Raw genomic sequence first — 22,210 nt, forward strand, 5'->3', positions numbered from 1 at the left:
CCTCAGTAGCTGATGTAGACGTCGGTCAGGACGTCGGCGGCGGTGGGCCGCGGCGCGCTGCGGGCCTCGGCGACGGAGGCCTCGATCATCTGCATGACCTCCGCATCGACCTGATCGAGATCGGCGCCCTCGAGCAGCTTCGCCTCGGTCACGCGGGTGCGGAACGCCTCGAGGCAGTCCCGCTCGGCACGGATGCGGTCGAGCTCGCCGGGGCCGCGATAGCGTTGCGGATCGCCCTCGAAATGGCCGAAGAAGCGCTCGGTATCGAGCTCCACCGCGGCCGGGCCGTTGCCGGCGCGGACATATTCGAGCACTTCGCGCATCACCTCGGTGACGGCGAAGAAATCGGAGCCGTTGCCGCGCCACACTTTCATGCCGAACGCCTCGGCGCGGCTGGCGATGTCGCCCGACGTGGCGACGGCGTAATCGACGCCGGTATGTTCGGAATAATGATTGTTCTCGAACAGGAAGATGCAGGGCGCCTTGACGACGACGGCGAGGTTCATGGCCTCGAACGTGGTGCCCTGGTTGCACGCGCCGTCGCCCGAGAAGGCGACGGACACGCGCCCCTGCCCGTCCAGCTTGGCGGAGATGGCGGCGCCGACCGCGATGGGGGCGCCGGCGCCGACGATGCCGTTGGCGCCGAGCATGCCCTTGTCGACATCCGCAATGTGCATCGAGCCGCCCTTGCCCTTGCACAGCCCTTCGGCCGATCCGTAGATCTCGCGCATCATCCCCTTCACGTCACAGCCCTTGGCGATGCAGTGGCCATGGCCGCGGTGGGTGGAGATGATGTAGTCGCCATCGGTCAGCTGCTCGCACACGCCGACCGCGACCGCCTCCTGCCCCGAATAGAGGTGGGTGAAGCCGGCAATCTCGCCCTTCTGGATCTCGACGTGCAGGCGTTCCTCGAACTCGCGGATCACCTTCATCTGGCGATACGCGCCCAGCATCTGCTCGCGACTGAGCTGCATTACGGCTTCCCTCTCGTGTCGGCGGCGGCGGCTGTCAGAACTGGACGCGCTTGACCATGCCGCCGTCGACGACAAGGTTGGCGCCGGTGGTGTAGGCGGACAGCGGCGAGCAGAGGAAGGTGATCGCCGCGGCGATCTCCTCCGGGCGGCCGAGGCGGCCCATCGGCACGCCGGCGACGGTCTTCTCGTACAGCTCGGGCCGGCCCTGCTTGATCTTGTCCCAGTCCCCGCCCTCGATGAAGATGGCGCCCGGCGACACGCTGTTCACGCGGATACCCTTGGGGGCGAGGCGCTGCGCGAGCGCGGAGGCGTGATGGACCAGCGCGGCCTTGATCGCGGCATAAGGCTGCGGGCCGAAGCTCGGCTCGATCGCGACGGTGGTGCCGATCACGACGATCGAGGCGGCGTCCGACTGCTCGATGTGCGGCATCACCGCATCGATGCCGCGCCACACGCCCATCAGATCCTGCTCGAAGGCGTTGCGCCACGTCTCCTCGCTGGCGGGCGGACCCTTGGCGGAGGTGAAGGAGACGAAGATGTCGCAGCCGCCGAGCGCCGCCGCCGACGCGTCGATCCACGCCTTGTACGCGGCGGGATCGGTCAGGTCGACGCTGGCCGCCTCGACCTTGCCGCCGTGCGCGCGGAGCGCCGCGGCGGCGGCATCGACGCCCGCCTGATCGCGCGCGCAGAAGGCGATGTCGACGCCCTCTGCCGCCAGCAGCTCCGCCGTCGCGCGGCCGAGGCCCTTGGAGGCACCCGCCAGGATCGCCTTGCGGCCCTTGAGCTTCAGATCCATCGCTTAAATCTCCTGCCGGGCGAGGCGGCCGCCTCGCGCGTCCATGAACACGAGCGTCTCCGTCTCGATGTAAGTGTCGAGCAGGACGCGGATTTCGGGATAATCGGGGTGGGCCCGGAACTTGTCGTAGGTGAGCGGGAATTCGGCGTAGCCGTCCATCTCCCAGATGTCGGTAATCGTGTTCAGCCGGCCGGTGCGCTGGACGAAGCAGCCGATCAGCCGCCAGCTGCCGCTTTCCATGATTGGAAAGACGCGGTCGTTGAGCAGATCGAGCAGAGCCGGCAGGTGGCCGGGGACGACCGTGATCTCGGACTTCATGTAGAGCATGGTCAGTTGCGCCCCTGCATGATGGCGTTGAGATTGCGGTGCCAGTGCTGGAGCGCGATCTCGTTGCGGCCGAGCACGGTGGCGAAGCCTTCGGGCGCCCAGCGCAGATTGTCCTGCCCGTCGCGCGAGACGGAATAATCTTCCTCCGTCACGACGCGCTGGATGAAATCGTGCATCTCGGCCCACTTCGCGACATCCACCTCCGCACCCGAATGCGCCGGCTGATAGGTCGACAGCAAAGTGCGCGAACGATCCACCGTCTCACCCGGGAAGACGCGCGAAATGCCGTAGAACTGACCGACGCCGGGGATCGAATTGACGTTGATGATCATGTTCGGGAACAGCATGTAGAGGCCGCCATAATCGGTATGCGGCCACTCCGCCTCGTCCCGCTCCTGATAGTCCATGAACTCGGCGCGGGGGAAAGCGAGACGGGCATGGAGCCCGTAATTGTCGTAGATCATGATGTTCGAGTAAGCGAGCTGGCCGATCGTCTCGGGATGGAGCGAAGCGAAGTGATAGCTTTCGCCATAGGTATCGAGGGCGTATTTCCAGTTCGCCTCGCACGGTATTTCCGAGCGGCGGATGGGATCTGCCTTGCCCAGCTCGAGATGCGCGATCTCACCCGCGAAATCGCCGAGATGCGCATCGACGTCGATCGGCTCGCCCCGCGGCGTCAGGCGGACGAAGATCAGGCCGTAGCGCTCCGCGACAGGCACAGGCAGCAGGCCGAGCTCCGCCTTGTCGACGCCCTCGAACCCTTCCTTGCCGGGCTGGCCGATCAGCTTGCCCTCCAGATCGAACGTCCAGGCATGGAAGCGGCAGGTCATCCGCGTGCGGCGGCTGCAGTCGGTCACCACCTTGGCGCCGCGGTGCGGGCACATGTTGAGGAAGGCGTTGACCGTGCCCGCCTTCGACCGGACGAGCAGGATAGACGGACCCAGCACGTCGAACAGCATCATGTCGCCGGGCTCGGGGATGTCGCGCGTCAGCCCCGCCACGATCGGCATGCCGTGGAAGATGGCGCGCCGTTCCCGCTCGGCATAATCGGCGCTGGTATAGACGGCCGGATCGATCCGCATCGGCGCCGCATCGAGATCGGTGGAGCGCGAGCGCATCCGATCCAGCGTGCGGCGGCGGAGCGCGTAATGCGACTCGCGGCGGGCCGCCTCCATCTCGGGCGACGTGCCGGGCCGGTCTGCGACGGAAGCCATGCTGCCGGTCTCCTCCAGGATCAGGCGGGCAGCGTGAAGAAATCGGCGCGCGGCGTGCCCGTCTCGTCATAGACCGGCTCGTCATGTGCGACGCGATATTTGCGGCTGGTCGACTTGATCGGCCCGGCCGAGCGCAGGTGCGTGCGCATCTCGGTGTAATTTGGCAACGTGAAGTGATGCGCCAGCGACGCTTCGTCGGTCCACCGCTCGAACACGTGGATGCGGCCGGGGGTCAGCGGATCGAGCGCCCAGCTATAGGCCTCGCAGCCGGGCTCGGCGAGCGACGCCTCGATCAGCGGACGCGCACCGAGGAGGATGCGTTCCGCGACGGACGGCTCCAGATCCATCACGGCGGTGATCAGGATGGTCACAGCTTCATCTCCTTGGGCGTGAAGGCGCGCTCCACGAAGCGCCAGCCATCGGGCGTGCGCAGCGCGCGGTCGAGATAGGTTCCCGATTGCAGCCGCGGCGGGCCGGCGGCGGGGTGCAGATATTCGAAGGTGTGGGTGCGCAGCGTCGCGGCATCGCCGCTGACCTCGACGGCGCCGGGGAAGGCGCTGAACCAGACGGCGTCGAAGCCGGCCATGGCCTTGCGCCACGTGGCGACGATGGCCTCGCGCCCCTGCACCTCGCCGCCGCGGAAGCGCCACACCGCATCGTCGGCCCAGGTGGCGCCCCAGGCGTCCGCATCCATGCGGTTGACCGCATCGCTGTAGCGATCGAGCAGTTCACGCAACGCCAGGCGATCCGTCTCCGGTCCGGTGAACACGCTGCCTCCTCTCGCTTCGTGGCCGCTGCTGCGGGGTTGGCCGTTGATAAGCGGCGGCGCTGCGGATGTGAACATCAAAAATGGATACGCGCACTACAAAAACGCTTTCCTCGCACCCGCATTGGGCATAGTCACCGGGCTGCCGGGCCGCATGCGGCTCCCGCACCGGAGGCTGGAGACCCCCTTTGAACCTTGCGCTTTCTGACGAGCAGCAGCTGTTCGCCGATGGAATCGGTCGATTCCTGGAAAAGCGATACGCGTTTGAACATCGTCGGCAGATGGTCGCGGAGCAGCGCTGGGGCGATCCCGCCATCTGGTCCGCGCTGGCGGAGCTTGGCTGCTTCGGCATCGCCGTGCCCGAGACAGCAGGCGGGTTCGGCGGCGGCTCGGTCGAGATCGGGCTGATGATGCGCGCGCTCGGCCGGCATCTCGCCATCGAGCCTGTCGCAGCGGCGGTGGTTGCGGGCACCCTGCTCGGCGGCACCGAGGGCGCAGACGATCTGATCGAGGCGCTGATCGGGGGAGAGATGCGCCTTGCCCCCTGCTTCGATCTGGTTTGCGGCGTTAGCGGCGTTTCGGGAAGCGCGCGGAGCCTTGCCGGCGGCCATGCGGCGCACGGGCTGCTCGCGGCGTGCGAGCAGAGCCTCCATCTGGTCGATCCGGCGGATGTGCGCGTGACGCCGGTGCCGCTGCTCGACGACACGATCGGCGTGGATGTGGTGGCCGAGGACGCGCCGTCGCGCCGGCTCGAGGTGGGGGCGGACTGGCCGCGGCACCGCGCGCTGGCCATCGCGCGTGGCCAGCTGGCGCGGGCGTGGCAGGCGCTGGGCGTGCTGGAGGGTGCGCTGGATGCGACCACCGCTTACATGCGCGAGCGCCGCCAGTTCGGCCGCCCGCTCGGCGCGTTCCAGACGATCCAGCACCGGGTGGCGGAGATGACGGTCGCCGCCAAGGAAGCGGAGGTCGCGGCCATGCTCGGCGCGCTGGTGCTCGACGCGGCGGGCCCGGGCGCCGATGCCGAGCGCGCGCTGTCCGCCGCGACCGGACGCATCGCGGCGGCATCGGCCATCGTCGCGGAGACGGCGGTGCAGCTGCATGGCGGCATGGGCGTCTCCGACGAGCTCGATATTTCGGCGCGCTTCCGTCACCTGCAGGCGTTCCGCTTCCGCGCCGAGGCGGTCGAGCAGCCGGTGGAGCGTTATGCCGAGGCGGTCGTCGCATCGGGCGCGCATCATCACAGCGCCGTGCTGGTCGAGGCCTGAGCGATGGATCTGGTGCTTGATGCGGACCAGCGCCGCTTCCGCGACGAGGTGCGCGCCTTCCTGCAGGATGCGCTGACCGACGGGCTGCGCGCGGGGCAATCGCGCGTGATCGGCGTCTATCCCGAACCCGACGTGTCGCTCGCCTGGCAGCGCAAGCTGTTCGAGCGGGGCTGGGCCGCGCCGACCTGGCCGGTGGAGCATGGCGGCACCGGCTGGACGGCCTTGCAGCGCTTCATCTTCGAGTGCGAGTGCGCGCAGGCGGGCGCCCCCCTGCTCTACCCCATCGGCATCCGGCTGGTGGCGCCCGTCATCATGGCGTTCGGATCGCCCGAGCAGCAGGCGCGCTGGCTGCCGCGCATCCTGTCGGGCGAGGATTATTGGTGCCAGGGCTTTTCCGAGCCGGGCGCCGGCTCCGACCTCGGCTCGCTCAGCACGCGCGCGGTGCGGGACGGCGACGAATATGTCATCAACGGCTCCAAGATGTGGACGACGCATGCGCACCACGCGAACCGCATGTTCGCGCTGGTCCGCACGCGCGAGGCGGAGCGGCCGTCGGACGGCATCAGCTTCGTCGCGATCGACCTCGACACGCCGGGTGTGGAGATCCGCCCGATCATCTCGATCGGCGGCGATCACGACGTCAACCAGGTGTTCCTGAGCGACGTGCGCATCCCGGCGGAAAACCTGATCGGCGAGGAAAATCGCGGCTGGGTCTATGCCAAGTACCTGCTCGAGTTCGAGCGCGGCTACGGCCTGTTCTCAGGGCGGCTGCGGGCGTCGCTCCGGCGGGCGGAGGCGGCGCTCAAGGCACCTGCGACGCCTGCGCAGCGGCGGCGCATCGCCGAGGTGGCGATGGAGCTGGACGTGTTCGAGATGCTGGAGCTGAGCGTCGTCGGCACGCTGCCCAATGGCGCGGCACCCGGCCCGGTCTCCTCGGTGCTGAAGCTGCGCGCCAGCCGGCTGAAGCAGGCGGTGACGCAGCTGGGCGTCGAGCTGCTCGGCGCGGACGGCGTGCGGCGGGTGGAGGGATCGCCCGGAAACATCCTCGTCACCGATTATCTGAACGCGCGCGCGGCGACGATCTTCGGCGGGGCGGCCGAGGTGCAGCTGGGCATCATCGCCAAGGCGCTTGGCGGACTTTAGGCCACGGAGGGCATCATGTCTGTTTCGGCAATCGGCGTGAAACATGCCGGCTTCAGCGACGAGGATTACCAGGTCCGCCGCGATCTGGCCGCCTGCTACCGCCTCGCCCACCATTACCGCATGACCGACCTGATCGCGACGCACATCTCCGCGCGCCTGCCGGGGCCGGGCCACCGCATCCTGATCAATCCGTTCGGCGCGCTGTTCAACGAGGTGACAGCGAGCAACCTTGTCGAGGTCGATCTGGAGGGACAGGTGCAGACGCCGGGCGGGGTGATCAACCCGGCAGGCTTCCTGATCCATTCCGCCATCCATGCCGCGCGGCCGGACGTGCAGTGCGTGATGCACACGCACACTGCCGCCGGCATCGCCGTCTCCGCGCAGGAGCATGGCCTGCTGCCGATCAGCCAGCAGGCCGTCGTGCTGGGCGCCCGCGTCGCCTATCACGATTATGAGGGCGTCGCGCTGCTCGACAATGAGCGGGTGACGCTGGCGCGCGACCTGGCGGACAAGTCGGTGCTGATCCTGCGCAACCACGGCCTGCTGACCGCCGGCCGCAGCGTCGGCGAGGCGTTCTGGCTGATGATGATGGCGCAGCGCGCCTGCGAGGTGCAGGTGGCGGCGCTGGCGGGCGGCACGCCGCTGCGCATGATCAGCGAGGAAGTGCAGGCGCTGGTCGCCACGCAGCTGCACGAGGCGACGCTGGGCAAGCCCGGCGGGCAGATGGACTGGATCGCGCTGATGCGCGAGGTCGAGCGGATCGCGCCTGATTATGCCGACTGAGGACCGCTTCGATTACATCGTCGTCGGCGCCGGATCGGCCGGATGCGTGATGGCCGACCGGCTGTCACGCGATCCGCGCAACCGCGTGCTGCTGCTGGAGGCCGGCGGGCGGGACACCAGCCCGCTGATCCACATGCCCAAGGGCATCGGCAAGCTCGCGCTCGATCCACGCCACGCCTGGACCTATCCCGTCGCGCAGCCGCGCGTGCCCGGCGCCGCGGCGACCGAGGTGTGGGTGCGCGGGCGGGGGCTGGGCGGCTCATCCTCGATCAACGGCATGATCTGGATGCACGGCCAGCCCGAGGATTATGACGCCTGGGGCCAAACCGGGGCGACCGGCTGGAACTGGGCGACGATGCGCGCCGCGTTCAAGGCGGTGGAGGATCATGAGCTGGGCGAAGGCCCGGCGCGCGGCGTCGGCGGGCCGGTGCATATCTCGACCGGCAAGTTCCGCTACCCCCTGGCCGAAGCGGCGATCCGCGCGGGCGAGGCGATGGGCCTGAAGCGCAAGGACGACCTGAACGAGGAGGATCAGGAGGGCATCGGCTACTTCCCGCACAACATTCGCGGCGGGCGGCGGCAGAGCGCGGCGGTGGCGTTCCTCCGCCCGGCGCTGAAGCGGCGCAACCTGACGGTGGTGACGGGCGTGGAGGTGGACCGTATCCTGTTCGACGGGCAGCGCGCGACCGCTGTTGAGGCGCGGGCGCCGAGCGGACCGGTGCGCTACGGCGTCGATGGCGAGGTGATCCTGTGTGCGGGCGCGATCGTCAGCCCGGCGATCCTCCAGCGATCGGGCGTGGGGCCGGGCACGGTGCTGCGCGCGGCGGGTGTGGCGATGGTGGCGGATCGCGCGGCGGTGGGCACGGGCCTGCGCGATCATCTCGGCCTGTCGGTCGCGTTCCGGCTGACGGGGGCGGACCGCGGCAACAATCATCGCTTCCGCAAGGCAGGGCTGGCGCGCAGCCTGCTTCGCTATGCGCTGTTCCGCGACGGGCCGATGGCGACCGGGCCGTATGAGGTTGGCGCGTTCGTCCGATCGCGGCCGGAGGCGGCGCGGCCCGACCTGCAAATCTATGTCGGTGCCTTTTCCTTCGCGCGGAACCAGGATCCGAACTTCCCGGTGCAGCTGAGCAAGGTGGAGAAGGCGCCGGGCCTGACCATCTACGGCCAGATGCTGAACCCCGATTCGACGGGCAGCGTCGCGATTACCGGGCCGGCCGCCGATGCGGCGCTGGCGATCACGCCCAACTGGCTGAGCACGCCGCACGACCAGGCCGGGGCGATCGCGATGGTGCGGACGATCCGCCGCCTCGCCGCGCAGGCCCCGCTGGCGCCGGCGCTGGGCGAGGAGTTGGTGCCCGGCCGTCAGGTGGACAGCGACGAGGATGTGCTGGCAGCGGTGCGCCGCCTGTCACGCGCGGGCACCCATGCGACGAGCAGCTGCGCGATGGGCGGGCCGGACGCGGCGCTCGACCCCGATTGCCGCGTGCGCGGCGTGGAGGGAGTGCGCGTGATCGACTGCGGATCGATGCCCGGCCTCGTTTCCGGCAACACCAACGGCCCTGCCATCGCCTTCGCCTGGGCCGTGGCGGACCGGATGGGCCTCGCCTGAGCGGTCAGCCGGCCAGCGCCTGACCACTCTCCTCGGGCGCTTCCGGCGCATCGGGAACGAAGACCGGCTTCGGAAAGGCGGGCAGCTTGCCCGTCTCGCGGATGCGCCGCATCATCGCGATCGCCTCTTCCTGCTGGGCGCCGCTGGTGATGCCGATCACCTGCGCCAGCACGCTGGTGATCAGGCGCGGCACATAATCCTCATCCTTCAGCCGGCCGACCGCCCAGTCGTTGATCACGGCATATTCGGTGTTGGCGAAATCGCCCGCCGCCTGATCGAGATCGACCCAATCCTGCAGCGCATCGTCGCGCTTCAGCCGATCGAGCCACTGGCGCAGGTTGAGGAAGACCATGCCGCGCAGCGCGTTCCAGATATCCGGGCTGATCGTCGGCGAGAAATAGAGCGAGGCAACCGCCTTGGTGTAGTTGCGGGCCTTCAGGTTGCGCGTGTTCACCGCGATCAGCCGGTCGATGATCCCGTCGAGCGTATCGGCCGAGGTGCGATAGCGCAGGAAGCGATTGACGTCCTCATACGCCTCCCGGATTGCCAGCGCGATCAGGCGATCCTTGCTGTGGAAGGCATTGTAGAGCGTGCGCTGCGCGACATCGGCGTTGCGGCACAGGGTGCGCACGCTGAACCCGTCGATCCCGACATCGGCGATCATCCGTCGCGCTTCGACCAGGATGCGCTTGCGCCGCTCCTGGATCAGAGCGCTGGAATAGACCGGCGTACGTTCTGGATTAGCGCTGAGCATGGTGACCTGCGCAGCAGTGGCACGAACTGTTCCCGAGTTTCAAGGCCATGCGTCTCCCCCTGCCGAGCCTGATGATGGTAATTCCGACACGTGGTTCAAGCCTTGTCGGCCAACCTCACAGAAAGTAGAACACATGTCAGATTGAGTGAAGTGGGGAGAAGATCATGGGCCGCCTGGCAGGGAAAGTCGCCTTGATCACCGGTGCAGCTCGCGGCCTGGGCGAAGCGGATGCGCGCACCTTTGCGCGGGAAGGCGCCCGCGTGGTGCTGACCGACGTGGATGAGGAAGCCGGGCAGGCGGTTGCCGCCGATATCGGCGGCAGCGCCTGGTTCCGGCACCATGACGTGCGCGACGAACAGCAATGGATCGCGCTGATGGCGGAGATAAAGGAGCGCGAGGGGCGGCTGGACATCCTCGTCAACAATGCCGGCGTCGTCATGCCATCGACGCCGGAGACGATCGAGGCCGACGCGCTGCGCTTCATCCTCGATGTCAGCATCAACGGCACGATCTGGGGGTGCAAGCACGCCATCCCGCTGATGCGCGAAGGGGGCTCCGGCTCGATCATCAACCTGTCGTCGATCACCGCGGTGCAGGGCCATGCCCGCTCCGCCGCCTATACCGCCGCCAAGGGAGCGGTGGATGCCTATAGCCGGGCGGTTGCGGTCTATTGCGCGCAGCTCGGCCTGCCGATCCGCTGCAATTCGCTGCTGCCCGACCGGATCGACACGCCGATGGTGCGCGGCATGGCAGCGGCGGTGCAGTCCTTCGATCCTGCGCTGGCGGACAATGCCGGGAGCAAACCCGAAAACGTCTATGGCGAGGTGTCCGACGTGGCGAACCTCGCGCTGTTCCTCGCCTCCGACGAATCGAAGTTCATAAACGGCCAGTCGTTCGTGATCGACAATACCGCATCGATCACCAAGGGCGCGGTGCCGGCACGCATCGTCGGCTGAGGCGGGTTCCGGCCAGCGCTCTGCCTCTACCGCCTGGCTGGCCTTGGCGGCGAGATGACCGGCAAGGAGTGGCTCATGCGCCTCAGGCAGCCACCGGCGCGCCGAGCCATTCGGCGGTGGCGAGGCGGACCGCATGGGCGCGCGCCAGCGGATCGGGATAGGTCTCCCTCAGCGCACGGGAGCGCAATTCGATGCTGAGCGGCGTTGCCGGCGGCAGCGCATCGAGGATGGCGTGGAGCGGCAGCACGCCTTCGCCCGGCAGCAGCCGATCGTCCTTCGCCTCGGCCAGCAGGCCGACGCTGTCGTCGACGGGCAGCGTGGCCGCGGGCGCATCGCAGAATTGCGCGTAGCTGAGCCAGGCGGTCGGCAGCGCCGCGATCGCGGCCGCGTCGTAGCCTGCACGGTCGAGATGGAGCGGATCGATCAGCAGCGCCGCCGCGGGGGACTGCGCCGCGGCAACGACGGCCGCCGCCTCGTCCAGCGTGCGCACGCGGCTGAACAGCATGAATTCGAGCGCGATCCGCACGCCATGCGCGGCACCGAGTGCGCACAGTTCGGCATAAGGCTCGACCAGCGCATCCGCTTTCCCTTCCCCGCCGACGACGAGGAGATTGCGAGCGCCCAGCTCGCCGGCAATCTCGACCATGCGACGGTGATCGTCGGCAAGCGGGCCGGGGCGCATGCGGAGCACTTCGATGTCGAGCAGTTCGAGCCCGTGCGCCGCGACGGCGGCGCGGACGGTGCGGATGCGTGCCGCGGGCCACTGATCGGGCACGACCCACAGGCCGACCGCATCGAAGCCCGCCTCAGCCGCGGCATCGACCACGATCTCGGCGTCGAACTCAGGCAGCACGCCGCTGGCAAGGCCGATCCGGTGGTCCCGCACTCGCTGCATTTCCTCTACCTTCACGTCTGTTATAAGCAGTGCTGACTGTTTTATGGCGGGTGCGGGTGAGCCGCAACCATGCCGAGCGGGAGACGATGCATGATCCTGGGCATCCACCACGTCAGCATCAGCGTGCGCGACATGGCGCGCATGCTGGCTTTCTACCGCGACCTGACCGGCTTCGAGGTGGTCGATCAAATGGAATGGTCACCCGGCAACGAGCGGATCGACGCGATGGTTGGCCTGCCCGGCTCCTCCGCGCGGATGGTGATGCTGAACGGCGGCACCTGTTACATCGAGCTGTTCGAATATCTGAGCCCGGTGAGCCAGGCGAACGATCCGGATCGCCCCGTCTGCGATGCAGGACTGACGCATCTGTGCCTGACCGTCGACGACATCGATGCGGACGTGGCGCGCCTGACCGCCGCGGGCATCCGCTTTCACGCGCCGCCGGGACCGGCGGGTGCGTTCCGCGCGGTCTACGGCCGCGACCCGGAGGGCAATATCTTCGAGCTGATCCAGTTCATGGAGGATCACCCGTTTGCCGCCGCGCGGTTGGGGGCAGCTGCGAGTCGGCGGGGAACGGCCGTCTGACTTTGGCAGGTGGCGTTCGTCAGGCTTGCCGGGCGGCGATGCAGGGCTTGCCCAATCAACATCGCAGTAATCTTGGAGTGAAAAGCCAAGGCGGAAGTCGAATAAGCGATTGTTCTGTTCGAGTAGTTTCTAGATTTCGTGCCTGGCGGCGAAGTTCTGACGCCATGGCCTCAGCCAAGCCCTGACGCTCGCGGCGTTGTCAGCCCGCGGCACGGCTGTTAGCCGCCGCCGATCAGCCGGGGAGGCGCGTGCATGAGAGTCAGTACGGAACGGGACGGCGAGATCGCGATCGTCACCTTCGCCAACCCGCCGGTGAATGCGCTGTCGGTTGGAACCGGCCTGGTGGGCGAACTCGCGCGCGTCGTCGCGAACGAGGGGGCGAGTGGCGCGCGGGCGATCGTGCTGCGCAGCGACGGACGCCTCTTCTCAGGCGGCGCGGACATTGCCGACTTCGGCGACGATCCCGACAGCGATGTCGCCGGCATCCGTGCGCTGATCGATTGCGTCGCGGCGAGCAAGGTGCCGGTGGTCGCGGCGATTCATGGGGCAGCGCTTGGCGGCGGGCTCGAACTCGCGCTCGCGGCGCAGGCGCGGGTCGCAGCGGACAGCGCCAAGCTCGGCCTGCCGGAGGTGACGCTCGGCCTGCTGCCCGGTGCGGGCGGGACGCAGCGGCTGCCGCGACTGATCGGTGCAGACAAGGCGCTGGAGCTGATGTTGTCCGGCCGCACGATCGGTGCCGCGCAGGCGCAGGCGCTCGGCCTGGTCGACGCGGTCGTGGGCGAGAGCGAGCTGCCGCGTGCGGCGCTGGCGCTGGCGCGGAGACTGGCGGACGAGGCCCCGCCCCGTACCGAGCGCGCCGTGAGTGTCGACGCCGCAACCATCGCCAATGCGCGTGCGGCGGAGGCGGCGCGGGCGCGGCCCAGCCTGGCGCGTCAGCACATCATCACCTGCGTCGAGGCAGCCGGCAGCGATCTGCGCGATGGGCTTGCCGTCGAGGCACGGCTGTTCAACGAGCTGATGCTGTCGGAAGCGTCGCGCGGCCTCCGCCATGCCTTTCTTGGCGAGCGGATGGTGCAGCGGATCGCCGGCCTCGATCCTGCGATCCGGCCGCGGCGGCTGGCGAGCGCGGCAGTGGTGGGCAGCGGGACGATGGGCGGCGGCATCGCCATCGCACTGCTTGCCGCGGGCATGACCGTGACGCTGATCGACACGCAGCCCGACGCACTGGCCCGCGCCGTCGCCCGCATCGGCAAGACGTTCGACGATCAGACGGCCAAGGGCCGGCTGAGCGCCGAGGCGGCCGCGGCACGCAAGGCGGCGCTTTCCACCGCAACCGACCTCGCCGCCAGTGCGCAGGCGGATATCGTCATCGAGGCGGTGTTCGAGGATCTCGACGTCAAGCGCAGCGTGCTGGCTGGCCTCGACGCGGCGATGCGGCCCGATGCGATCCTGGCCAGCAACACATCGACGCTGGACGTCGATCGGCTGGCGGGCTTCACCCGCAACCCCGCGCGCGTCGTCGGCCTGCACTTCTTCAGCCCCGCCAACATCATGCGGCTGCTGGAGGTGATCCGCGGCCGTGAGACTGACCCCGAAGTGCTCGCTACGGCGATGGATTTCGCGCGGCGCATCGGCAAGGTGGGCGTCCTCTCGGGCGTGTGCGACGGCTTCATCGGCAACCGCCTGTTCGAGGAATATCTGCGGCAGGTTTGGCTATTGCTGGAGGAAGGCGCGCTGCCCGCACAGATCGACGGCGCGTTGGAGGCGTGGGGCATGGCGATGGGCCCGCTCAAGGTGATGGACCTGGCGGGGCAGGATATCGGCTGGAGCATCCGCAAGCGCCGAGCCGTCGAACAGCCCGGCCGGCCTTACTCGAAACTGCCCGACCTCGTCTGCGAACTGGGGCGCTTCGGGCAGAAGACGGGCGCGGGCTTCTACCTCTATCCCGAAGGCGCCCGCAAAGGCGTGCCCGATCCGGAGATCGACGCGCTGATCCTGCGCCACAGCGCGGAGCAGGGCATCGAGCGGCGCGCGATCGGCGATGAGGAGATCGTCGAGCGCTGCGTCTATGCGCTGGTCAACGAAGGCGCGAAGGTGGTGGCGGAAGGCATCGCGCAAAGGCCGGTGGACGTGGATATGGTCTATCTCAACGGCTACGGCTTCCCGGCCGAGCGCGGCGGCCCGATGTTCTATGCCGACCGTATTGGCCTGCCACATGTGCTGGAGCGCATCCGCGCCTTCGCGGCTGGGCGCGAGGGATGGGCATGGGAGCCTGCGCCGTTGCTGGTCGAGCTGGCCGCGGCGGGCAAGAGCTTCGGCACGCTCAACCGCTGAGCGGAGGATAGACGGTGGCGGACATTCTCAACCGGCAGGACGTGGACTTCCTGCTGCACGACTGGCTGAAGGTCGACGGCCTGCTCGCCGCACCGCTCTATGCGGAGACATCGCGCGAGACGATCGACGCGCTGATCGACCTGGCCGAGACGATCGCCGAGACGAAGTTCCTCAACCATTACAAGGCGGCCGACGCCAACGAGCCGCAGATGACCGCCGAGGGCGGCGCGCAGATCCTGCCGGAGATTGCCGAGGGCGTGCGCGCCTTTGCCGAGGCCGGGTTCATGGCCGCGCCGTTCGCGGCCGAGCATGGCGGGCTTCAGGTGCCGCAGCTCGTCTATCAGGCGGCGATGGCGCATTTCTATGCCGCCAATGTCGCGACCGCGGCCTATCCGATGCTGGCCACCGCCAATGCGCGGCTGATCGCGGCGTTCGGCACGCCTACGCAGGTGGCGAAATTCGCACTGCCTGCGCTGGAGGGGCGGCACCTGGGCACGATGTGCCTGTCCGAACCGCAGGCGGGATCGAGCCTGGCCGACGTGCGCACGCGCGCGGTGGCGGACGGGGAGGACGCGCTCGGGGCGCGCTACCGCCTGACCGGCAGCAAGATGTGGATCTCGGCCGGCGAGCACGACATCACGCCGAACATCGTCCACCTCGTGCTGGCCAAGGTGGTCGGGCCGGACGGGCGGCTGCCGGTCGGCACCAAGGGCATTTCTCTGTTCATCGTGCCGCGCCTGCTGGACGACGGCGCCGGAGGCACGACGCGCAACGACATCGCGCTGGCGGGGCTCAACCACAAGATGGGCTATCGCGGCACGACCAACACCCTGCTCAACTTCGGCGAAGGCAGAGCGGAACCGTTCGGTGCTGCCGGGGCGGTCGGCTATCTGGTGGGGCAGGAAGGCGACGGCCTGCCGCAGATGTTCCAGATGATGAACGAGGCGCGGATCGGCGTGGGCCTGGGCGCGGCGGCGCTCGGCTATCGCGGCTATCGCCTCGCCGTCCGCTACGCGCAGGAACGCCAGCAGGGGCGCACCGGCCGCGATCCTGCGGCCGCGCCCGTGCCGATCATCGAGCATGCCGACGTGAAGCGGCAGCTGCTGACCGCCAAGACCTATGCCGAGGGTGCGCTGGCGCTGGTGCTCTACTGCGCGAAGCTGGTCGACGAGACGCTGGTCGGCGATGGCCGCGATGAAGCGGAGGCGCTGCTCGGCCTGCTGACGCCGATCGCCAAGACATGGCCGTCCGAATATGGCCTGCTCGCCAACGACATCGCCATCCAGGTGCATGGCGGCTACGGCTATACGCGCGACTTCGATGTCGAGCAGCTCTACCGCGACAACCGGCTGAACCCGATCCATGAGGGGACGACCGGCATTCAGGGGCTCGACCTGCTCGGCCGCAAGGTGCTGCGCGATCGTGGGGGCGCCTTCGCGCTGCTGCGGGCGCGCATTGCGGCGACGATCGCGGCGGCGCGCGAGGCGGATGGCCTGGGCGATGCGGCCGCGGCGCTGGAAGCGCTGGATGCGAGCTTGGGCGAGGCGGTGGAGACGCTGCTCGGCACGGCGGACAGTGCGGCGGCGATGTGGAATGCGACGCCGTTCCTGTGGGCGATGGGGCATGTCGTCGTCGCATGGCTGTGGCTCGACCAGGCGGTCGCGGCGGGCCGAGCCGACGTCGATTCCGCCTTTGCCGCGGGCAAGCACGCGGCCGCGCGCTTCTTCCTTGAGGTGGAGGGCCCACGCGTCGCGCCGTGGCTGGCGCTGGTGGTGCGCGGCTCCGACACGGCGGCTGCGCTGGGCGCCGCCAGCTTCTAGGCGGCGAGCACCGCGCGGACGACGCGAGCGAGGCCTGCGGCGTCGCTGCCGAGGCGCGCCTGCTGGGCGAGGATGGCGAGCGCTGCCTGGAGGTTGACGCGCGCGTCGGCCGGGGCGAGCGCCGGCCGAGCCGCGCAGAGCAGGGCGGTGGTTCGATCGAGCAGGTCCGCACGCACGTGATCGACGCGGGCACGATCCTCACGGCTGAGTTCGTGGACGTGGCCCTGCAACAGCCCGATCACGGCCCCCTCCCCCCGCGCCTCCGCGCACATCGCGTCGGCCAGCACGGTGACGCCGCCACCTGCCTGCATCGCCGCCTCGATCGTCCCGCTCGCGCCCGCGACGGCGCGTTCGAGGAGGGCGACGAGCAATTCGGGCTTGGATTTGAAGTGGCGGTAGATGGCAGGCCCGCTGATGCCCGCAGCCTCGGCAATCGCATCGATGCTGGCAGCGGCATAGCCGCGGTCCCGGAACATGGCGGAGGCGGCCTCGAGGATCAGCGCGCGGCGGGCCTCGGGCGTCATGCGGGTGCGTTTGGGCGGGGTCACTGACTTTGCCCCTAGCGCAGGCAATGGCTTCTGGCTAGTGAACGTGCGTTCACTTAGGAGCGTCCTGCCATGGCATCCCGCCCGCTTGCCGACCTCGCCTGCTTCGATCCCGACCGGTTCGAGCGCCACGGCTATCCGCATGACGTTTGGACGCGGATGCGGGCGGAGCAGCCGATCGCGTGGCATGACGACGGCATCCGCGAGCCGTTCTGGGCGATCACGCGCTATGACGACATCGCCGCGATCGGGAAGGACAGCGAGACCTTCATCAGCAGCCCCGGCGTCACCATCCTGCGGCGTGACCAGATGATCCCGGCGAATGCACCGCGCGTGCCGCTGATGCTGACGATGGATCCGCCCGAGCACCACAAGAACCGCATGATCCTGCGCGAGCGGTTCAAGCCGAGCGTGATGCGCGCGCTGGAGGAGCATATCGTCGCGCGCTGCCGCGAAATTGCCGACGACGTGGCGGCCCGGCGCGTCGGCACGGCGGTGGACGGCAGCGACGGCACGATCGACTTCGTCGAGGCGATCGCGATGCGCCTGCCGCTGGACGTCATCCTGGAGCTGCTCGGCGTGCCGACTGACGACCGCGACCAGATGTATCTCTGGAGCAGTGCGGTGATCGGCAGCGAGGACCCGGATTACGGGAATGTCGACCTGCCGCGCGAGGCGATCATGGCCGCGCAGCAGGCGATGTTCGGCTATTTCGCCCGCTTCATCGCCGCGCGCCGGGCGGCGCCGCGCGAGGATCTCGTCAGCCTGCTGGTGGAAGCGCGGATCGACGGCACGCCGCTGACCGACATGGAGATCCTCGGCTTCTGCTTCCTGCTCGCTATCGCGGGCAACGAGACGACGCGCAATGCGACGAGCGGCGCGATGCTGGCGCTGATCGAGCATCCGGACGCGCGCGCGGCGCTGACCGCCGATCCGGCGGCGATGCCGTCCGCCGTGGAGGAATTGCTGCGCTGGGTGACGCCGATCGTCTACATGGCGCGCACCGCCACGCGCGACATCGACATCGCCGGACAGACGGTGCGTGCGGGCGAGAAGGTGGTGCTGTTCTACCCCTCGGCCAACCGGGACGAGCGGGTGTTCGACGATCCGTTCGCGCTCGATTTCGCGCGCAAGCCGAACCGGCACCTGACCTTCGGCTTCGGCCGGCACAGCTGCCTCGGCAACGATCTTGCCCGGATCGAGCTGCGCGCGGTGCTGGCCGAGGTGCTGGCGCGCTTCCCCGATCTCGCGCTTGCCGGGCCGGTCAGCCGGCTCCGCTCGAACTTCGTCGGCGGCATCAAGCAAATGCCCGTTCGGCTGCACGGCTGACTTCGCGACATAGCAATGCTGGTTGACGGGGATCAGCGCTAGACGAGAGACGACACCGCCAAGATCAGGACGCGCGCCATGACCGACTGGACGAGCCTTTATGCCTCCCGCATGGCAGGCGTGGTCGGCTCCGACATTCGCGAGCGTGCAAAACTGCTCGATGCCCGGCAGATCATCCATTTGGGCGGCGGCCTGCCCGATCCGGAGATCTTCCCCTATGCGCGGCTGGCGCAGGCCTCCGCCGCGATCTGGGCGGACCCGGCGCGCGCACGGACGGCGCTGCAATATGCGCCGAGCGAGGGGCATGGGCCTTTGCGCGAGTGGATCGCCGGGCACATGACGGCGCGCGGCGTGCCCTGCACGGTGGACAATATCCTCATCACCAACGGATCGCAGCAGGGCCTCGACTTCATCGCCAAGCTGCTGCTGTCGCCCGGCGATACCGCGATGGTGGAGATACCCAGCTTCATCGGCGCGCTGCGTGCGTTCGACGCCTATCAGCCCCAATATGTCGGTCTGCCCGAGGATGCCGAGGACTGGGCCGATCCTGCGCTCGGCGGCGCGAAATTCTGCTATGTCGGGCCGGATTTCCGCAACCCCACCGGCACGACGATGACGCTGGCGGAGCGCGAGGCGCTGCTCGATCTGGCGGAGCGCACCGGCATAGCCATCGTCGAGGACGGTTGCTACGAGGATCTGCGCTACGATGGTGCCCCCCTGCCCTCGCTGATCGCGCGCGCGGTGGCGCGGCACGGCAGCATCGAGAGCGCGCCGGTGCTGCACACGGGCACCTTTTCCAAGACGGTTGCGCCATCGCTCCGGGTCGGCTGGATTGCGGGGCCGGCCGAGGCGATCCGCAAGCTCGTGCTGATCAAGCAGGCGAGCGACCTAGCCACCAGCGCCTTCAACCAGATGCTGTTGCTGGATGTGGTGCGGGAAGGACTGGGCGACATGATCGCGGAGGCGTGCCGTGTCTATCGCGGGCGCCGCGACGCGATGCTGGCGACGCTGGCGCGGGTGATGCCCGAGGGGGTGACGTGGACCGAGCCCGGGGGCGGCCTCTACATCTGGCTCGATCTGCCGGAGCGGATCGATGCGACCTTGCTGTCGCAGCGCGCGCTGGCCGAGCATCATGTCTCGGCAATCTCGGGCGCGGCCTTCTATCCGAAGGGCGCGGCCAATGTGACGCCACGGCACAACTGCCTGCGGCTGAGCTTCTCCATGATCGGGGCGGAACCGGCGCGCATCGGCGTCGAGCGGCTGGCGGCGCTGGTGCGGGAGATGATGGCGGAGAGCGCGGTCGCGGCGTGAGCGACCGCGCTCAGTCCGCCGCAGCAGTGACCGCAATCTCCAGCGCGTAGAGTGGCGAGGCGAGCGTCACCTGCATCGTCGTGCGGGTCGGCGCGCAGCCGGGGGCGATCCACCCATCCCACACGGCGTTCAGCTCCGACAGGATGGCGAGATCGGACAGGAAGATGCTGGCGGTGAGCAGGCGCGATCGGTCGCTGCCCGCCTCTGCCAGCAGCGCGTCGATGCGGTCCAGCACCTCGCGCACCTGATCGCCGACGGCACCGCCACGATGATCGATCGCCACCTGGCCGGACAGATAGGCGATGCCGCGATGGACCACCGCGCCGCTCATCCGCGGATTGGCGGCGATGCGCCTGATCTCCTCCATCGTCGATCCTCCGTTCAGAACGAATAGCGCAGCGACGCACCATACATGCGCGGCTCGTTATAGATGCGCTGGTTTATGCCAAGGCCGGAGTTGATCAGCGACGCGCCGCCGATCTTGTAGGTGACGTCGAACAGGTTGGTGGCGAACAGGCTGAGATCGAAGCTGCTGCCGCCGATCTTGCGCCAGTCGACCGTCAGATCGACCGTGTCGGTCGGCTTTTGCCGGCTTTCGCCATCATAGATGTTGGTGCCGTTGGGCAGCGTAATGAAGGGAACGAGACCGAGCAGGATCGAGCTCTTGTGCGCCCAATTGGCGGCAAGCTCGACCGTGCCGATCGTGTCGGGCAGCGGCAGGGTCCAGCGGCCGTTGACGTTGAGCTTGTGGCGCGGCGTGAAGGGGAAGATTCGGCCCGATTGGCGCGTCGGCGCATTGGTCGCGTCGCGGCGCGCATAATCGAGATAGGCGCCGTAGCTCGCATCCGTATAGGCGTAAGCGACGAGCAGGCTGAGCGACCGCGTGGGTGCGATGGTGACTTCGGCCTCGGCGCCCTTGATCCGGGCGGAGGCGGCGTTGACCAGTGCGCTCACCGTCTGCGTGCCGACGGCGAAGGTCTGGTTGATCTGCGCGTCCTTCAGCCACTGGTAATAACTGGCAATGTTGGTGCGGAAGCCCCAGCCGCCAATATCGAAATCTGATTTCAAGCCCACCTCCACGTCGCGCAGCGTCTCGGGCCGGTAGGAGAAGAGCGACAGCGCGTCGGGGATGGGCGGGTTGGCGAGCAGCACGGGTGCGGCGAGCGGGTTGGTGCCGCCCGCGCGGTAGCTCTGGCGATGCGCCACATAGACCATCGTCTTGGGGCTGAGCTTGTAGTCGAGGCCGATTGTATAGGCGTCGCTATTGGCCTTGGCGGTGAAGTCGGCGCGGCAGGGCGCGGCCTGTGCCGGATCGGCGATCAATGTGCCCGTGGCACCGGTGACGCAGCGCCCGCTCGTCACCTGATAGAGCGTGAGCGCGCGGCGATCGTGCGTCCAGCGATAGCCGCCGGTGGCGGTGAGCCCTTCCAGCGGGCCGGCGAAGCCGTAGCTGACATTGGCGAACACGGCGCGCGACGTGTCGTCAATGTCCTGGTTGGCATCCGTGACCGAGCCGAAGACCGATGTCTGGTGCGAGTAGTTGAGCGCGGGCGTATCGACATCGGCGCCGAACACGCCGACGATATATTTCAGGCGATTGTCGAGCGCCTGACCCTGGATCTGGAACTCCTCGGTGAACTGGCGGACGTTGAGCGTCCATGGCTGATCCGGGTCGGCCGGATGGCAGGTCGCGGCGCTCTGGCAGGTGTCGAAGTTGAGGATGACGAGCGCGGAGCCGTCATAATCGAAGCGGTTGAGCTGCTTGAAGCGGCGATAACCGAAGATGTTCTTGAGCGTGAGATTGTCGCCCAGCTCGAACGTGGTGATGTTCGAGATGCCGAAGGAGCGCTTGCGGTCCGCGCCCAGCGTGTCGCTGAACGTGGTGCGCGGGCCTGCTGCCTGCTGGCGGGCGAGCGCAGCCTGCACGGCCCCGCGGAACAGGGTCGGGATGGTGGCGGCGGGGTTCACCGCGGCGAGCAGGTTGGAGCTGCCATTGGTGTTGGAGCGCAGGATGTCGGCGACGAGGATGTTGGAGAAGCGGTCGCTCGGCTCCCAGAGCAGCGAGGCGCGGCCGCTGGCAAAGTCGCGATCGTCCTGGCGGCGGCCGGTGGTGGCGTTGAAGGTGAAGCCGTCGCGCTTCAGCACCTTGCCCGCGACGCGCAGCTTCAGCGTGCCGCCGACCGGCAGGTTCAGCGCGCCTTCCACGCCGCGATTGTCGTAATTGCCATATTCGACGGTGACATAGCCGCCGAAATCGTCACCGGGGCGACGCGGCTCGAACAGGACCGCGCCGCCGGTCGAGTTGCGGCCGAACAACGTCCCCTGCGGCCCTTTCAGCACCTGCACGTTCTGGAGATCGTAATAGAAGCCGGGGCCGCCGCCCTCCCCGATCGGCAGCGGCACCTGCGCGAAATAGGCGGGCACGGTGACCTGCTGGCCGGAAATCGAGGCGCCCGAGCCCGATTGGCCGCGAATGACGTAATTCTCCTCGTCCCGGCTGCTCTGCGACGAGGTGAGCGCGGGGACGAGCTTGGAGAGGTCGGTCGCATTCTCGATCCGCTGCGTGTCGAGCGCGTCGCCCGAAAAGGCCTGCACCGCCAGCGGGATATCCTGCAGCGCCTCCTCACGGCGGCGGGCCGTGACGACAATGTCGGCGATCGCGCCGCCATCCGCCGCGGCGGTGGTGAGCGGCGCGGCTGGTGGCGCGGCTTCCTGCGCGGATGCACCGTCGGCGATCAGGCATGCGGCGGCAGCGCCGCAAAGCAGATGCAGCTTCATCCTTCCTCCCCTTGTCGTCTTCG

Annotated in this window: 21 protein-coding genes; 10 read left to right on the plus strand and 11 right to left on the minus strand. The window is 68.5% G+C overall.

Features of this window, described 5'->3' with window-relative positions; translation table 11 throughout:
* Nucleotides 1-2: 2 nt before the first annotated feature.
* Genes BM360_RS16825 through BM360_RS16850 form a run of 6 tightly spaced genes read right to left on the minus strand, consistent with a single transcriptional unit; the run spans nt 3 to nt 4,080 of the window.
* The gene (locus BM360_RS16825) at nt 3-974 is read right to left on the minus strand and encodes a thiamine pyrophosphate-dependent dehydrogenase E1 component subunit alpha (RefSeq protein WP_093316324.1); all 972 of its coding nucleotides are present in this window, start codon (nt 972-974) and stop codon (nt 3-5) included.
* Nucleotides 975-1,008: 34 nt separating this feature from the next.
* Nucleotides 1,009-1,770 carry an SDR family NAD(P)-dependent oxidoreductase gene (locus BM360_RS16830; protein ID WP_093316325.1) on the minus strand — a complete coding sequence of 254 codons (762 nt, stop codon included), beginning with the start codon at nt 1,768-1,770 and terminating at the stop codon, nt 1,009-1,011.
* A gap of 3 nt (nt 1,771-1,773) precedes the next feature.
* On the minus strand, nt 1,774-2,097 hold the full coding sequence (locus tag BM360_RS16835; protein WP_093316327.1) for an NIPSNAP family protein: 324 nt from the start codon (nt 2,095-2,097) through the stop codon (nt 1,774-1,776).
* 2 nt (nt 2,098-2,099) lie between these two features.
* Complete coding sequence (locus BM360_RS16840) at nt 2,100-3,311, minus strand: aromatic ring-hydroxylating oxygenase subunit alpha (RefSeq protein WP_093316328.1); 1,212 nt, start codon at nt 3,309-3,311, stop codon at nt 2,100-2,102.
* Nucleotides 3,312-3,331: 20 nt separating this feature from the next.
* Nucleotides 3,332-3,682: a putative quinol monooxygenase gene (locus tag BM360_RS16845; protein WP_093316330.1), complete on the minus strand. Its 351-nt coding sequence runs from the start codon at nt 3,680-3,682 to the stop codon at nt 3,332-3,334.
* Entirely contained in the window at nt 3,679-4,080 is a 402-nt protein-coding gene (locus BM360_RS16850) for a nuclear transport factor 2 family protein (protein WP_165611340.1), read from the minus strand. The genes BM360_RS16845 and BM360_RS16850 overlap by 4 nt, the downstream gene beginning before the upstream one ends.
* A gap of 185 nt (nt 4,081-4,265) precedes the next feature.
* Between BM360_RS16850 and BM360_RS16855 the strand changes: the two genes are divergently transcribed.
* Genes BM360_RS16855 through BM360_RS16870 form a run of 4 tightly spaced genes read left to right on the plus strand, consistent with a single transcriptional unit; the run spans nt 4,266 to nt 8,880 of the window.
* Entirely contained in the window at nt 4,266-5,342 is a 1,077-nt protein-coding gene (locus BM360_RS16855; RefSeq protein ID WP_093316333.1) for an acyl-CoA dehydrogenase family protein, read from the plus strand.
* A 3-nt stretch (nt 5,343-5,345) separates the two neighbouring features.
* Complete coding sequence (locus BM360_RS16860; protein ID WP_093316335.1) at nt 5,346-6,485, plus strand: acyl-CoA dehydrogenase family protein; 1,140 nt, start codon at nt 5,346-5,348, stop codon at nt 6,483-6,485.
* A gap of 15 nt (nt 6,486-6,500) precedes the next feature.
* Nucleotides 6,501-7,268, plus strand: coding sequence for a class II aldolase/adducin family protein (locus tag BM360_RS16865; protein WP_093316336.1), 768 nt, complete (start codon nt 6,501-6,503; stop codon nt 7,266-7,268).
* Nucleotides 7,258-8,880 carry a GMC family oxidoreductase gene (locus tag BM360_RS16870; protein ID WP_093316338.1) on the plus strand — a complete coding sequence of 541 codons (1,623 nt, stop codon included), beginning with the start codon at nt 7,258-7,260 and terminating at the stop codon, nt 8,878-8,880. Before BM360_RS16865 ends, BM360_RS16870 begins: the two co-directional genes overlap by 11 nt.
* A gap of 4 nt (nt 8,881-8,884) precedes the next feature.
* Here the strand turns inward: BM360_RS16870 and BM360_RS16875 are convergent, their stop codons facing one another.
* Nucleotides 8,885-9,634, minus strand: coding sequence for a TetR/AcrR family transcriptional regulator (locus BM360_RS16875; protein WP_093316339.1), 750 nt, complete (start codon nt 9,632-9,634; stop codon nt 8,885-8,887).
* 164 nt (nt 9,635-9,798) lie between these two features.
* Here BM360_RS16875 and BM360_RS16880 point away from each other — a divergent pair, with 164 nt between their 5' ends.
* The gene (locus BM360_RS16880; protein WP_093316341.1) at nt 9,799-10,590 is read left to right on the plus strand and encodes an SDR family oxidoreductase; all 792 of its coding nucleotides are present in this window, start codon (nt 9,799-9,801) and stop codon (nt 10,588-10,590) included.
* Nucleotides 10,591-10,672: 82 nt separating this feature from the next.
* Here BM360_RS16880 and BM360_RS16885 read toward each other — a convergent pair whose 3' ends face one another.
* Nucleotides 10,673-11,476 carry a sugar phosphate isomerase/epimerase family protein gene (locus tag BM360_RS16885; protein WP_165611341.1) on the minus strand — a complete coding sequence of 268 codons (804 nt, stop codon included), beginning with the start codon at nt 11,474-11,476 and terminating at the stop codon, nt 10,673-10,675.
* Between the two features lie 99 nt (nt 11,477-11,575).
* On the opposite strand from BM360_RS16885, the gene BM360_RS16890 reads away from it, so the two are divergent.
* From BM360_RS16890 to BM360_RS16900, 3 genes are all read left to right on the plus strand, one after another.
* The gene (locus BM360_RS16890; RefSeq protein WP_242653547.1) at nt 11,576-12,070 is read left to right on the plus strand and encodes a VOC family protein; all 495 of its coding nucleotides are present in this window, start codon (nt 11,576-11,578) and stop codon (nt 12,068-12,070) included.
* 252 nt (nt 12,071-12,322) lie between these two features.
* Complete coding sequence (locus tag BM360_RS16895; protein ID WP_093316345.1) at nt 12,323-14,404, plus strand: 3-hydroxyacyl-CoA dehydrogenase NAD-binding domain-containing protein; 2,082 nt, start codon at nt 12,323-12,325, stop codon at nt 14,402-14,404.
* Between the two features lie 14 nt (nt 14,405-14,418).
* The gene (locus BM360_RS16900) at nt 14,419-16,224 is read left to right on the plus strand and encodes an acyl-CoA dehydrogenase (protein WP_093316347.1); all 1,806 of its coding nucleotides are present in this window, start codon (nt 14,419-14,421) and stop codon (nt 16,222-16,224) included.
* On the opposite strand, the gene BM360_RS19675 is transcribed toward BM360_RS16900, so the two are convergent.
* Nucleotides 16,221-16,772, minus strand: coding sequence for a TetR/AcrR family transcriptional regulator (locus BM360_RS19675; RefSeq protein WP_165611342.1), 552 nt, complete (start codon nt 16,770-16,772; stop codon nt 16,221-16,223). The genes BM360_RS16900 and BM360_RS19675 overlap by 4 nt on opposite strands.
* A 69-nt stretch (nt 16,773-16,841) precedes the next feature.
* Between BM360_RS19675 and BM360_RS16910 the strand changes: the two genes are divergently transcribed.
* Together BM360_RS16910 and BM360_RS16915 are read left to right on the plus strand one after the other, a co-directional pair.
* A complete protein-coding gene (locus tag BM360_RS16910; RefSeq protein ID WP_093316350.1) occupies nt 16,842-18,098 on the plus strand; it encodes a cytochrome P450 in 1,257 nt (418 codons plus the stop codon).
* A 78-nt stretch (nt 18,099-18,176) separates the two neighbouring features.
* Entirely contained in the window at nt 18,177-19,409 is a 1,233-nt protein-coding gene (locus BM360_RS16915) for an aminotransferase-like domain-containing protein (protein WP_207544634.1), read from the plus strand.
* Between the two features lie 10 nt (nt 19,410-19,419).
* Here the strand turns inward: BM360_RS16915 and BM360_RS16920 are convergent, their stop codons facing one another.
* Nucleotides 19,420-19,776 carry a RidA family protein gene (locus BM360_RS16920; protein WP_093316351.1) on the minus strand — a complete coding sequence of 119 codons (357 nt, stop codon included), beginning with the start codon at nt 19,774-19,776 and terminating at the stop codon, nt 19,420-19,422.
* A 14-nt stretch (nt 19,777-19,790) separates the two neighbouring features.
* The gene (locus BM360_RS16925; RefSeq protein ID WP_093316353.1) at nt 19,791-22,187 is read right to left on the minus strand and encodes a TonB-dependent receptor; all 2,397 of its coding nucleotides are present in this window, start codon (nt 22,185-22,187) and stop codon (nt 19,791-19,793) included.
* Nucleotides 22,188-22,210 lie beyond the last annotated feature (23 nt).

Source organism: Sphingomonas jatrophae, from assembly GCF_900113315.1.
In the GTDB taxonomy this organism is placed as follows: Bacteria; Pseudomonadota; Alphaproteobacteria; order Sphingomonadales; family Sphingomonadaceae; genus Sphingomonas_P; species Sphingomonas_P jatrophae.